13 protein-coding genes are annotated in these 13,058 nt (G+C 70.7%); 5 read left to right on the plus strand and 8 right to left on the minus strand.

Annotated features, from left to right (window positions below; genetic code table 11):
* Positions 1-36: 36 nt before the first annotated feature.
* Complete coding sequence (locus ACIQBL_RS23700; protein WP_401944769.1) at positions 37-918, plus strand: NUDIX hydrolase; 882 nt, start codon at positions 37-39, stop codon at positions 916-918.
* On the plus strand, positions 915-1,745 hold the full coding sequence (locus ACIQBL_RS23705) for an MBL fold metallo-hydrolase (RefSeq protein WP_401944771.1): 831 nt from the start codon (positions 915-917) through the stop codon (positions 1,743-1,745). Before ACIQBL_RS23700 ends, ACIQBL_RS23705 begins: the two co-directional genes overlap by 4 nt.
* On the opposite strand, the gene ACIQBL_RS23710 is transcribed toward ACIQBL_RS23705, so the two are convergent.
* From ACIQBL_RS23710 to ACIQBL_RS23720, 3 genes are all read right to left on the minus strand, one after another.
* Positions 1,742-2,572, minus strand: a complete 831-nt coding sequence (locus ACIQBL_RS23710; RefSeq protein ID WP_401944772.1) for a nucleotidyltransferase domain-containing protein — start codon at positions 2,570-2,572, stop codon at positions 1,742-1,744. The two genes, ACIQBL_RS23705 and ACIQBL_RS23710, sit on opposite strands and share 4 nt — an antisense overlap.
* A 69-nt stretch (positions 2,573-2,641) precedes the next feature.
* Positions 2,642-3,685 (minus strand): PQQ-binding-like beta-propeller repeat protein, encoded by a 1,044-nt coding sequence (locus tag ACIQBL_RS23715; protein ID WP_401944774.1) that lies wholly within the window; start codon positions 3,683-3,685, stop codon positions 2,642-2,644.
* 119 nt (positions 3,686-3,804) lie between these two features.
* The gene (locus tag ACIQBL_RS23720) at positions 3,805-4,479 is read right to left on the minus strand and encodes a Crp/Fnr family transcriptional regulator (RefSeq protein ID WP_019063754.1); all 675 of its coding nucleotides are present in this window, start codon (positions 4,477-4,479) and stop codon (positions 3,805-3,807) included.
* Positions 4,480-4,731: 252 nt separating this feature from the next.
* On the opposite strand from ACIQBL_RS23720, the gene nth reads away from it, so the two are divergent.
* The 3 genes from nth to ACIQBL_RS23735 all read left to right on the plus strand — a co-directional run bounded on the left by nth (position 4,732) and on the right by ACIQBL_RS23735 (position 7,576).
* On the plus strand, positions 4,732-5,598 hold the full coding sequence (gene nth / locus ACIQBL_RS23725; RefSeq protein WP_401944776.1) for an endonuclease III: 867 nt from the start codon (positions 4,732-4,734) through the stop codon (positions 5,596-5,598).
* A gap of 75 nt (positions 5,599-5,673) precedes the next feature.
* Positions 5,674-6,363, plus strand: a complete 690-nt coding sequence (locus ACIQBL_RS23730) for an NUDIX hydrolase (RefSeq protein ID WP_401944778.1) — start codon at positions 5,674-5,676, stop codon at positions 6,361-6,363.
* Between the two features lie 13 nt (positions 6,364-6,376).
* Positions 6,377-7,576, plus strand: a complete 1,200-nt coding sequence (locus tag ACIQBL_RS23735; protein ID WP_401944779.1) for a MarP family serine protease — start codon at positions 6,377-6,379, stop codon at positions 7,574-7,576.
* Positions 7,577-7,625: 49 nt separating this feature from the next.
* Here ACIQBL_RS23735 and ACIQBL_RS23740 read toward each other — a convergent pair whose 3' ends face one another.
* The 5 genes from ACIQBL_RS23740 to acs form a co-directional block, all read right to left on the minus strand.
* On the minus strand, positions 7,626-7,805 hold the full coding sequence (locus tag ACIQBL_RS23740) for a hypothetical protein (protein WP_078623198.1): 180 nt from the start codon (positions 7,803-7,805) through the stop codon (positions 7,626-7,628).
* A gap of 138 nt (positions 7,806-7,943) precedes the next feature.
* Complete coding sequence (locus ACIQBL_RS23745) at positions 7,944-8,894, minus strand: alpha/beta fold hydrolase (protein WP_401944781.1); 951 nt, start codon at positions 8,892-8,894, stop codon at positions 7,944-7,946.
* A complete protein-coding gene (locus ACIQBL_RS23750) occupies positions 8,891-9,376 on the minus strand; it encodes a phage holin family protein (RefSeq protein ID WP_401944782.1) in 486 nt (161 codons plus the stop codon). The genes ACIQBL_RS23745 and ACIQBL_RS23750 overlap by 4 nt, the downstream gene beginning before the upstream one ends.
* A gap of 75 nt (positions 9,377-9,451) precedes the next feature.
* Positions 9,452-10,891, minus strand: a complete 1,440-nt coding sequence (gene nhaA / locus ACIQBL_RS23755; RefSeq protein ID WP_401944783.1) for a Na+/H+ antiporter NhaA — start codon at positions 10,889-10,891, stop codon at positions 9,452-9,454.
* Positions 10,892-11,049: 158 nt separating this feature from the next.
* Complete coding sequence (gene acs / locus ACIQBL_RS23760) at positions 11,050-13,008, minus strand: acetate--CoA ligase (RefSeq protein ID WP_401944784.1); 1,959 nt, start codon at positions 13,006-13,008, stop codon at positions 11,050-11,052.
* Positions 13,009-13,058 lie beyond the last annotated feature (50 nt).

Consider the following 13,058-nt stretch of genomic DNA (forward strand, 5'->3'; position numbering starts at 1 on the left):
CTCGAACATCCGCGCACTACGGGATAGCCTCCGCCCATGGCGAACGGTCAGTGGTACCCGACGGAGTGGCCCGAGCGCATCCGCGCGCTCGCGGAGGGCGTCCTCACGCCGGTCGTGCCCCGGCGGGCGGCCACCGTGATGCTCCTCAGGGACACCGACACCGGCCCCGCCGTCCACATGCTGCGCAGACGCGCCTCCATGGCCTTCGCCGGGGGCGCGTACGCGTATCCGGGCGGCGGTGTCGACCCGCGCGACGACGACCACCATGTGCGCTGGGCGGGCCCCACGCGCGCGTGGTGGGCGACCAGGCTGGGCGTCGACGAGACGGCGGCCCAGGCGATCGTGTGCGCGGCGGTCCGCGAGACCTACGAGGAGGCGGGCGTCCTGCTCGCCGGCCCGACCCCCGAGGCCGTGGTCGGCGACACCACGGGCGCCGACTGGGAGACCGACCGGGCCGCCCTGGTCGCCCGTGACCTGTCCTTCGCGGAGTTCCTCGACCGCCGGGGCCTGGTCCTGCGCTCCGACCTGCTGGGCGCGTGGGCCCGCTGGATCACCCCGGAGTTCGAGACCCGCCGCTATGACACCTGGTTCTTCGTGGCCGTCCTCCCGGAGGGCCAGCGCACCCGCAACGCCTCCACGGAGGCCGACCGCACGGTGTGGACCACCCCGGGCGAGGCGGCGACCGGCTACGACAAGGGCGACCTGACGATGATGCCGCCGACCATCGCGACACTGCGCGGGCTGATCCCGTACGGCAGCGCGGCCGAGGCGTTGTCGTCGGCCCCGGAGCGCGATCTGACGCCGGTCATCGCCCGGGCCCGCCTGGCGGACGGCGAGATCGTCCTGGAGTGGCCGGGGCACGAGGAGTTCACCAAGCACATCCCGACCGACCTCCCGACCGGTGGAGCCCCCGCATGACCGACGCAGCCGCCCTCCCCGGTCAGCCACGCGGCGGGGTCCTCACCGGCCCCGCCACCGCCCGCGCCGTCAACGTCCTCGCGCCCAACGCGTCCGCGATGACCCTGGACGGGACGAACACGTGGATCGTGTCGGAGCCGGACTCCGAGCTGGCCGTGGTGATCGACCCGGGGCCGTTGGACGAAGGGCATCTGCGCAATGTCGTCGACACCGCCGAGAAGGCGGGCAAGCGGGTCGCGCTCACCCTGCTGACCCACGGGCACCCCGACCACGCCGAAGGCGCCGTCCGCTTCGCCGAACTGACGGACACCAAGGTGCGCGCCCTGGACCCGGCGCTGCGCCTCGGGGACGAGGGGCTCGCCGCCGGGAACGTGATCCGGGTCGGCGGCCTGGAGCTGGTCGTCGTGTCGACGCCCGGGCACACCGGGGACTCCCTGTGCTTCCATCTCCCGGCCGATCAGGCCGTCCTGACCGGGGACACCGTCCTGGGGCGCGGTACGACCGTCGTGGCGCATCCTGACGGCCGCCTGGGCGACTACCTGGACTCGCTGCGGCGGCTGCGGTCCCTCACGGTCGACGACGGCGTCCACACCGTCCTGCCGGGGCACGGGCCTGTCCTGGAGGACGCGCAGGGCGCGGTGGAGTTCTATCTGGCCCACCGGGCCCACCGGCTCGCCCAGATCGAGACGGCCGTCGAGAACGGCCACCGGAGCCCGGCCGAGGTCGTCGCCCACGTGTACGCGGACGTCGACCGTTCGCTGTGGCCGGCGGCGGAACTGTCCGTACGGGCCCAGTTGGACTACCTCAGGGAACACGGCCTGATCTAGGCGATGTCGTCCGGGCGTGGTGCCTTCACGCCGTGCACGCGCGCGTACTCGTCGGCGAGCCAGGGGCCCAGATCGTCGACGTACGACCGCAGGACGCCCGCGTCGCCCCTCGGTTCGCAGCCGAACACCGCCGCCGTGCGCAGCTCCTGCGCCCGCTCCGGGTAGTACGTGCCGAACGCCTCGGCCATCTCCCTCAGGTCGCTGGTCCAGCCGTTCCAGCGGGGCATCACGAGCATGAAGCCGGTGCGGACGAGATGCCGGGACATGTGGCGGACCAGGGGCCTACGGGCCTCGTCCGTGTCCTCAGTGGTCGCGATGCGCTCGCGCCAGCGGGGGAGCAGCAGCGCCAGGTCGCCGTTGGTCTCCCGGGCCAGGAGCGAATCCGGGCGGTAGCGGGGCAGGTACTCGGCGAGGTCCTCCCCGAGCAGCGGTGTGCACAGGCACGCCACGAACCACCCCATGTCGTACGTCTCCGGCTCGCTCAGCAGTCGTGCCCTGCCGTACAGCAGCGTGCCGACCCCGTCGATCTCCGGGAACTCCTTGTCGAGCGCCTCACCGAGGCTCCGTGCCGCGTCCCGGTCCTCCTCGGTCGGCTCCTGGCGGGTCACCACGAGCAGGTCCAGATCACTGCGCCCCACGCGCGCGGTGCCGCGCGGGATCGACCCGTAGAGGTACGCGCTGTTGAGGCGTCCCCCGTAGACGTCGATCAGCCGGTCCCGCGCGGTGGCGACGACCGGCCGGAAGGCGTGTGGGATCCTTCCCAGGGAGCCCTCGCGCTCGATGTACCCCTCGGCGTCGAGTCCTCTTCGGTGAACCGTTTCGGGCATGGGATCACTGTGCCGGGAGACGGATCCCGGGGGAGCGTATTTCCGATCGCCCAACGGGGGCATCTCCCGTCATCTCCAGCGGAACACCCGCAGCCCGTGGCTGTAGTCGCCGGCCTCGCAGCCCACCGCGACCAGGTCGCCGGACGCGGCGACGAGCGAGTCGAAGGCGGTGCCGCGCAACCTGCGCCGGGCCAGCACCCGGCCGTCGGCGGGGTCGAGCACGCTGAGCCGGCCGCCGTACTCGTGCACGACCGCCAGCCGGCCGCCGTGGGCCAGGGGAGTGTCCTGGTACGTCTCCTTGCCGTGCCACTCCCACAGGAGCTCGCCGGTCGACACGGAGTACGCCCCGAGCCGGTTGCCGCTGTCGCGCTCGGCCCTGTCCTGGGGGACCAGGCCCACCAGGAGGACGTCACCGGTCACGGCGACCCGCTCGCCGAACCTCTCGTAGCCGTCCGGCGGTGTCAGCGTCACGCCCTCCGTCCCGCCGTCGCCGAGGAAGAGGAGCCGGTGGCTGCCGCGGGCGCCGCGCGTCCTCAGGACCGCCACGAAGGGGTGTGCGCTGAGGACGGACACGCTCTCCACGCCCGGGTCGGTGACGTCGTACTTCCAGCGGACCTCGCCCGTGTCCACGTCCAGGGCGCGCATCACCGGTCGCGCCTCCCAGTCCTTCCAGGACTCGCCGGTCGTCGCGATGAGGCCCCCGCCGAGGGCGACCTTGGCCGGGAGATGCCCCAGGGGGGCCGCGTCCTGTTTCCGGCGCCGTACGACCTCGCCCGTGCCGACCGCGAGTGAGGTGAGGCCGACGCGTTTCGCGTCCCGGCGTCCGTCGTCGTAGTGCATCACCACCCCGACGCCGTCCACGGTGTCGGCGGACACCAGCCCGACGACCTGGTTGCCGGGCGGCTTCCAGGTCCACAGGGGCTCGCCCGTGGCCGCCCGGAACGCCCGCACGCGGTCGGCGTGGGCGATGACGACGGTGTCGTCCGTCAGCCACAGGCCCAGCGGGTTCCCGCCCCCGTCGCCCTTCTCGTCGGGGGTTCTCCACAGGCGGCGCGCCGATCTCCGCCACCGGGAGTGCTTCCAGAACGACTCCGGTGCGCTGTCCTCGTACATCCCCACCCCTGGCGACACGTGATACGCGAAGGGCCCCGCCGTACGAGCGGGGCCCTTCGAAGACGTATGAAGAATTTCGTTCGTACGAAGAATTCATACGGAGAAGTCGTACGAAATGATCAGCGCGAGCGCTTCGCCAGCCGCTCCACGTCCAGCAGGATCACCGCGCGTGCCTCCAGGCGCAGCCAGCCGCGGCCCGCGAAGTCGGCCAGCGCCTTGTTGACCGTCTCGCGGGACGCGCCGACCAGCTGGGCCAGCTCCTCCTGCGTCAGGTCGTGCACCACGTGGATGCCCTCCTCGGACTGCACGCCGAAGCGGCGGGAGAGGTCCAGCAGGGCGCGTGCCACGCGGCCGGGGACGTCCGAGAAGACCAGGTCGGACATCGCGTCGTTGGTCTTGCGCAGCCGGCGGGCGACCGCGCGCAGCAGCGCGGAGGCCACCTCGGGGCGGGCGCTCAGCCAGGGCTGGAGGTCGCCGTGGCCCAGGCCGAGCAGCTTGACCTCGGTCAGCGCGCTGGCGGTGGCCGTGCGCGGGCCCGGGTCGAACAGCGACAGTTCGCCGATCAGCTCGCCGGGGCCGAGGACCGCCAGCATGTTCTCGCGGCCGTCCGGGGACGTGCGGTGAAGCTTCACCTTGCCCTCGGTGACCACATAGAGCCGGTCGCCGGGGTCGCCCTCGTGAAAGAGGGAGTCCCCGCGCGCGAGGGTCACCTCACTCATGGAGGCGCGCAGCTCCGCGGCCTGATCGTCATCGAGCGCCGCGAAGAGCGGGGCGCGCCGCAGAACGTCGTCCACGAGTTCTCTCCTTGTCGACCTGCTCAGGGGATGGTGCTCCCCCTTGGTACCAGGGGACCGTGCTCCCCATTTTGCTGGACCGTCCAAACAGTGTGATCTGTCACAAGGATGCCGCACAGGTGTCCCGAGGTAAGCGCCAGGGGTCCAATTGGGGGCTGATCTTCGGGGTCCGGGGCGGATGTCAGTGGCGGGCTCTAGGCTGGCCGGGTGTCCAAATCGCCGGTGAGAGCACAGGCCAAGGGGGCTGGGCGGATGGCTGTACCTCGTGATTCCGCTGTGGGCGAACAGGGCCCTGACGGCGGCAGGAAAGTGGCAAAGGGGGCAAAAAGGGTGGCCGTTGTGAAGAGTGAATCGCCCACCGCCCTCGTCCGCCGCGCCCGCCGAATCAACCGCGAACTGGCCGAGATCTATCCGTACGCCCACCCGGAGCTCGACTTCGAGAACCCCTTCCAGCTCGTCGTCGCCACGGTCCTGTCCGCCCAGACGACCGACCTGAGGGTCAATCAGACGACCCCGGCCCTGTTCGCCACGTACCCGACTCCCGAGGACCTGGCCGCCGCAGACCCGGAGCAGGTCGAGGAGATCCTCCGCCCGACCGGGTTCTTCCGGGCCAAGACCAAGTCGGTCATAGGGCTCTCCAAGGCCCTGGTGGCCGACTTCGGCGGCGAGGTGCCCGGCCGGCTCGAAGACCTCGTCAAGCTGCCCGGTGTGGGCCGCAAGACCGCCTTCGTGGTGCTCGGCAACGCCTTCGGGCGGCCCGGCATCACCGTGGACACGCACTTCCAGCGGCTCGTACGGCGCTGGAAGTGGACCGAGGCGACCGAGCCCGACAAGATCGAGGCCGCCGTGGGAGCGCTCTTCCCGAAGAGCGACTGGACGATGCTGTCCCACCACGTGATCTTCCACGGCCGCCGCATCTGCCACGCCCGCAAGCCCGCCTGCGGCGCCTGCCCCATCGCCCCGCTCTGCCCGGCGTACGGCGAGGGCGAGACCGACCCGGAGAAGGCGAAGAAGCTGCTCAAGTACGAGAAGGGCGGCTATCCGGGCCAGCGGCTGAACCCTCCGCAGGCCTATCTGGACGCGGGCGGGAAACCGGCGCCGCCGCTGGGAGCGGCATGACGTCGATGTCGGGGGCCGGATGACGGAACGATCGCGGAGGTATCGGGCGTTGATCAGTGGGAACGGGGGTGGGGGATGACACGCGCGAGCAATACCCAGGGTGTGGTGCTCAGCAAGGAGGGGCTGCCGGACTGGCTGGACCCGGTGGTGCACGCCGTGGAGACGGTCGAGCCGCTGCAGCTGAGCCGGTTCCTGCCGCCGGAGGACGGGGCGGGGCGGCAGTCGGCGGTGCTGATCCTCTTTGGGGAGGGCGATCAGGGGCCCGAGCTGCTGCTCATGGAGCGGTCGACCTCGCTCCGGTCCCATGCCGGGCAGCCGTCCTTCCCGGGCGGTGCCCTCGACCCCGAGGACGGCGACCCGGCGGGCGACGGGCCACTGCGGGCCGCTCTGCGCGAGGCCGAGGAGGAGACCGGGCTAGACCCGGCCGGAGTGCAGGTCTTCGGGGTGCTGCCCAAGCTGTACATCCCGGTGAGCGGCTTCGTGGTGACGCCGGTGCTGGGCTGGTGGCGGGAGCCGACGCCGGTGGGCGTGGTCGACCCGGACGAGACGGCCCGCGTGTTCACGGTCCCCGTGGCGGATCTCACGGATCCGGCCAACAGAGTCACGGTCTCGCACCCCAGCGGCTTCCTGGGTCCGGCATTTCTGGTCGAATCGGCACTCGTCTGGGGTTTCACGGCCGGAGTCATCGACCGCCTGCTGCACTACTCGGGCTGGGAGCGCCCCTGGGACCGCGAGAAGCAGGTCCCGCTCGACTGGCGGTCATGACAAGGTGTCCGTCGTGAATGTGCTGGACATCCTGTTGCTGGTCGCCGCCGTGTGGTTCGCGATCGTGGGCTATCGCCAGGGGTTCGTCGTCGGCATTTTGTCGGTGATCGGGTTCCTGGGCGGCGGTCTCGTCGCCGTCTACACGCTGCCCGTCATCTGGGACGCGCTGACCGACAACTCAGAGGTCAGCACGACCGCGGCCGTCGTCGCGGTCATCATCGTCATCGTCTGCGCCTCCGTCGGCCAGGCCCTGACCACCCACCTGGGCAACAAGCTGCGCCGGTACATCACCTGGTCCCCGGCCCGCGCCCTGGACGCGACCGGCGGCGCCCTCGTCAACGTCATCGCGATGCTCCTGGTGGCCTGGCTGATCGGCTCGGCGCTGGCCGGCACCACCCTGCCGACGCTCGGCAAGGAGGTCCGCAACTCCAAGGTGCTGCTGGGGGTTTCCCGCGCGCTGCCCGCGCAGGCCGACACCTGGTTCGCGGACTTCTCCTCCGTCCTCGCGCAGAACGGCTTCCCGCAGGTCTTCAGCCCGTTCGCGAACGAGCCGATCAACGACGTCCAGCCCCCCGACCCGGCCCTCGCCTCCAGCGCGGTCGCCACCCGCGCCCAGCAGTCCATCGTCAAGGTCATGGGCACCGCCCAGAGCTGCGGCAAGGTCCTGGAGGGCAGCGGCTTCGTCTTCGGCGACCGCCGCGTCATGACCAACGCGCACGTCGTCGGCGGCGTCGACGAACCCACCGTCCAGATAGGCGGCCAGGGCCGGAAGTACGACGCCAAGGTCGTCCTCTACGACTGGCACCGCGACATCGCCGTACTCGACGTACCGGACCTGAAGGCGCGCTCCCTCCAGTTCGCGACCAAGGACGCCACGAGCGGCAACAGCGCGATCGTCGCCGGCTACCCGGAGAACGGGTCGTACGACGTCCGGGCCGCACGCGTGCGGGGACGCATCACGGCCAACGGCCCGGACATCTACCACCGCGGTACGGTCCGCCGCGATGTGTACTCGCTCTACGCGACCGTCCGCCAGGGCAACTCCGGCGGCCCGCTGCTCACGCCCGAGGGCAAGGTGTACGGCGTGGTCTTCGCGAAGTCCCTCGACGACCCCGACACCGGGTACGCGCTCACCGCGGACGAGATCCAGGAGGACGTCGTCAAGGGGCGTACCGCCACCGAGCAGGTGGGCAGCGACAGTTGCGCGCTGTGAGGCGCCGGGTCGCTGTGCGGAGGTGGGTGCGCGTGCAGAGGTGGGTGCGTCAGCCTCGTGGGTGACGCAGCCGTACCGAGACCCAGCGGGCCCGGCGGCGCAGAATGCGCGGGATCCCCACCCTGAGGTCTGTGCCCTGGAGTTGCGGGGCGCCTCGCTGGTGGGAGCTCAGACCATGGTCCGAGCGGCGATTGCGTGCTGCGTCACTGTAGTCGTGCGTCCAGCCCATACCCCGACCTCTGCCCCTGCCCCAAGGTCGATAACCACCCCTTGGGGCCCCAATTGGCGTATGCGCGAGGCAAGTGGCCGTTCGTAGTACAGGTGTTCAGATCCGGATACCGGGCGCGGCGGAACGGTCACTGATCGGTCACCGATCGGGCTCGGGATCCTTCAGCCAGTTGACCAGTTCGGTGGAGAACACCACCGGGTCCTCCTCGTGCGGGAAGTGCCCGAGACCGTCGAACAGCCGCCAGCGGTACGGCGCTTCGACGTACTCCCCGGATCCCGCCGCGCTGCGGGTGCGCAGCACCGGGTCGAGCGAGCCGTGCAGATGCAGGGTCGGCACCCGCACCGGCCGCTTCATGCGCCGGTTGAACTGGATGCCGTCCGGGCGTGCCATCGAGCGCACCATCCAGCGGTACGGCTCGATCGAGCAGTGCGCGGTCGACGGGATCAGCATGGCCCGCCGGTACGCCTCGACCGCCTCGTCGTCCGGGAGGCTCGGGCCCGACCAGTCGCGGATCAGCTCGCCCACCAACTCGGCGTCGTCGGCGATCAGTTGCCGCTCGGGGAGCCAGGGGCGCTGGAACCCCCAGATGTAGGAACTCGCGGTCGACTGCTTGACGTCGGAGAGCATCGCGGAGCGCCAGCGCCGGGGGTGCGGCATCGAGGAGACGGCGAGCCGGCGCACCAGCTTGGGGCGCATCGCGGCGGCCGTCCAGGCCAGATAGCCGCCGAGGTCGTGGCCGACGAGCGCGGCGTCCGGCTCGCCGAGGGAGCGGATCACGCCGGTGATGTCGAGGGCGAGGTTGGCGGGGTCGTAGCCGCGCGGGGTGCGGTCGCTGCCGCCGACGCCCCGCAGGTCCATGGCGACGGCCCGGAACCCGGCGTCGGCCAGCGCGCCGAGCTGGTGCCGCCAGGTCCACCAGAACTGGGGGAAGCCGTGCAGCAGCAGCACCAGCGGTCCGTCGCCCACCTCCGCGATGTGGAAGCGCGCGCCGTTGGCCGCGACGTCCCGGTGGGTCACCTCGCGCCCGCCGGGGATGTCGAGCCGTACGACCGAAGCAGGTTGCGCCCAAGGATTGGCGGGGTCCGTCATGAGGACGAGCGTGCCACAGCCTCGATGGCTTCGGGGACACGGTCCTCGATCGCCGCGCGGGGATGCGGCTTGGCGTTGCCGAGGACACCCGCGGTCTCCTTGACCGACGCGGCCACCTTCTGCGGGCCCTTGCTCTTGGCGGCCTTCTTCGCGAAGGCCACGCCGATCAGCCCGAGGACGACCGCGACGAGCACGTTCGCGGCGAAGGAGAGCAGAAAGCAGAGCGCCATGTTCCAGCCGCTCCAGGTACGGATGCCGTACGCCAGCGCGAAGTTGAGCATCGGCAGGGAGAACAGCAGGACCACCGCGGCGACCGTGAACGCGCCGCCGCTCACCGCGCCGCGCTTGACGTCCTGCTTGAGCTGCGCCTTGGCCAGCGCGATCTCGTCGTGCACCAGCGCGGACATCTCGGTCGTCGCCGAGGCGAACAGCTGGCCGATGCTGCGTTCGGCGCCGACCGGGCTGCCGTCGGGTGCGCTCATCGCGTACTCCCTCTTCCGCATGTGTGTGAACCGCAATATGTGTGTACCGGCATGTGTGTGCACCGTCTGGTCAGATCATGCCGGACCGTCGTTGTCCCCGCCTGCCCCGCCCGGCACTTCGGCAAGCCCGCGCCGCTGCTCGGCGGCCTTCTCCGCGGCGATCCTGCGGTGCTCGGCGGCCTTGCGGTCGTGGAGTTCGGCCATGCGCAGGTGGTACGCCGGGTCGTCCTGCTCGTAGATGTCGGGGATGCCGTCGAGATCCTCGTCGCGCTCCTCGTCCTCGTACATCCTGCGGTACCGGGCGTTGCGCAGCTTGAGCAACACGGTCGCGCAGAGCGCGGCGACGAGGGAGCCGACGAGGACGGCCGCCTTGACCTCGTCGGTGAGCACCTGGTCGCCGTCGAACGCGAGTTCCCCGATGAGCAGCGACACGGTGAAGCCGATGCCGGCCAGCGAGGCGACCGCGAACACGTCCGGCCAGGCGAGGTCGTCGCTGAGCGAGGCCCGGGTGAAACGGGCCGTCAGCCAGGTCCCGCCGAAGATGCCGAACGCCTTTCCCACGACCAGTCCGAGGACCACGCCGAGGGTCTCCGGTTTGGTGAATACGTCGCCCAGCGCGCCGCCCGAGATGGCGACCCCCGCGCTGAACAGGGCGAACAGCGGCACCGCGAGGCCCGCCGACAGGGGCCGTACGAGATGTTCGACGTGCTCGCCGGGGGAGTGCTTCTCGTCCTCGCGGGTGGTGCAGCGCAGCATCAGGCCCATCGCGACACCGGCGACCGTGGCGTGGACGCCGCTGTTGTACATCAGCGCCCAGATCACCAGCGCGAGCGGGACGTAGACGTACCAGCCGCGCACGCCCCGGCGCAGCAGCAGCCAGAAGACGGCCAGGCCGACGGCGGCCCCGCCCAGGGCCACGAAGTCGATCCGGGCGGTGAAGAAGATCGCGATGATCAGGATCGCGAACAGGTCGTCGACCACGGCGAGGGTGAGCAGGAAGGCGCGCAGGGCGCTCGGCAGGGAGGTGCCGATCACCGCGAGGACGGCGAGCGCGAAGGCGATGTCGGTGGCGGTCGGCACCGCCCAGCCCTGGAGGGAGCCGCCACCGGTGAGGTTCGTGAGGGTGTACACGAGTGCCGGTACGGCCATCCCGCACAGGGCCGCCACGACGGGCAGGGCGGCGGCCTTGGGGTCGCGCAGGTCACCGGCGACGAGTTCGCGCTTGAGCTCGATGCCGGCGACGAAGAAGAAGACGGCGAGGAGGCCGTCGGCGGCCCAGTGGGCGATCGAGAGGTTCAGGCCGAGGGCGCTGGGGCCGAGGTGGAAGTGGCTGACGCTTTCGTAGCTGTCGCGCAGCGCGGGGACGTTCGCCCAGATCAGCGCGGTGACCGCGGCGATCAGGAGGAGGACACCGCCGACGGTCTCGGTGCGCAGCGCGTCCGCGACATAGTTCCGCTCGGGCAGGGACAGTCGTCCGAGCACCTTGCGGGCGGGGGTGGGGCGGGGCGCGGCCATCGGGGGAACCTCCGGTCGGTGGGCAGGACGGAACCACTCGCCGACCAGACTTCCCGGCACACCATGAGGGTCACTCTTTGCTTAGTTTACCTAAAAGGGGTGCCCGGCGCGCGCTGCGCCGGGCACCCCTCGTGGAAGTCCACCTCAGTGACGTACTGTCAGTCCTCGCTCGGCGCCGCCGGGAGCTTCGCCTGGATGAGGTTCATGACGGAGGAGTCGGTCAGGGTCGTGACGTCTCCGAGTTCACGGTTCTCCGCCACGTCCCGCAGCAGGCGGCGCATGATCTTGCCCGAGCGGGTCTTCGGCAGCTCGGCCACCGGGAGGACACGCTTGGGCTTGGCGATCGGGCCGAGGACGGCGCCGACGTGGTTGCGCAGGTCGCCCACCAGGTTCTCGTCCTCCGCGTTCGCCGTGCCGCGCAGGATGACGAACGCGACGATCGCCTGCCCGGTCGTCTCGTCCGCCGCGCCGACCACGGCCGCCTCGGCGACGGAGGGGTGCGAGACGAGCGCGGACTCGACCTCGGTGGTGGAGATGTTGTGCCCGGACACGAGCATCACGTCGTCCACGCGGCCGAGCAGCCAGATGTCGCCGTCGTCGTCCTTCTTCGCGCCGTCACCGGCGAAGTACTTGCCCTCGAAACGCGACCAGTACGTGTCGAGGAACCGCTGGTCGTCGCCCCAGATCGTGCGCAGCATCGACGGCCACGGCTCGGTGAGGACCAGGTAGCCGCCACCGCCGTTCGGCACCTCATTGGCCTCGTCGTCGACGACCGTCGCGGAGATGCCGGGCAGCGGGGTCTGCGCGGAGCCGGGCTTCGTCTCGGTCACGCCCGGCAGCGGCGAGATCATCATCGCGCCGGTCTCGGTCTGCCACCAGGTGTCCACGATCGGCGTCCTGTCGGCGCCGATGTGCTTGCGGTACCAGATCCACGCCTCGGGGTTGATCGGCTCGCCGACCGAGCCCAGGATGCGCAGGGAGGACAGGTCGAACTTCGCGGGGATGTCGTCGCCCCACTTCATGAACGTACGGATCGCCGTCGGCGCCGTGTAGAGGATCGTCACCCCGTACTTCTGGATGATCTCCCAGAAGCGGCCCTGGTGCGGGGTGTCGGGGGTGCCCTCGTACATGACCTGGGTCGCGCCGTTCGCGAGCGGGCCGTAGACGATGTACGAGTGACCGGTGACCCAGCCGACGTCTGCCGTGCACCAGTAGACGTCGGTCTCCGGCTTGAGGTCGAAGACGGCGTGGTGGGTGTACGCGGCCTGGGTGAGGTAGCCGCCGGAGGTGTGCAGGATGCCCTTGGGCTTACCCGTAGTACCGGAGGTGTAGAGGATGAACAGCGGCTGCTCGGCCTCGAACGCCTCGGGCGTGTGCTCCGCCGACTGCCGGTCGACGATCTCGTGCCACCAGACGTCGTGACTGTCGTCCCAGGCGACCTCCTGCCCGGTACGCCGTACGACGAGCACGTGTTCGACGTTGTCCACCTTGGTGAGGGCCTCGTCCACGGCCGGCTTGAGCGCGGACGGCTTGCCGCGCCGCCAGCCGCCGTCCGAGGTGATGACGACCTTGGCGTCCGCGTCCTGGATCCGGGTCGCGAGCGCGTCCGCCGAGAAACCGCCGAACACCACCGAGTGCGCGGCGCCGATGCGCGCGCAGGCCAGCATCGCGACCGCGGTCTCCGGGATCATCGGCATGTAGACGGCGACCCGGTCGCCCTTCTGAACTCCCAGCTCCAGCAGGGCGTTCGCGGCCTTGGAGACCTCGTCCTTCAGCTCGGCGTAGGTGATCGCGCGGCTGTCGCCGGGCTCGCCCTCGAAGTGGATGGCGACCCGGTCGCCGTTGCCCGCCTCGACATGCCGGTCCACGCAGTTGTACGCCACGTTGAGCGAGCCGTCCTTGAACCACTTGGCGAACGGCGGGTTCGACCAGTCCAGCGTCTCGCTCGGCTCCTTCGCCCAGCTCAGGCGGCGGGCCTGCGCGGCCCAGAAGCCGAGCCGGTCAGCCTTGGCCTGCTCATACGCCTCCGCCGTGACATTGGCGTTCGCCGCCAGATCCGCGGGGGGTGCGAACCTGCGCTCTTCCTTGAGCAGGTTGGCCAGGCTTTCATTGCTCACGGCATCTGCCTTTCCCAGGGTGTCCGTTGTGTCCCGGGCCAGCTCATCAG

Source organism: Streptomyces sp. NPDC088350, from assembly GCF_044753545.1.
Classification (GTDB): Bacteria; Actinomycetota; Actinomycetes; order Streptomycetales; family Streptomycetaceae; genus Streptomyces.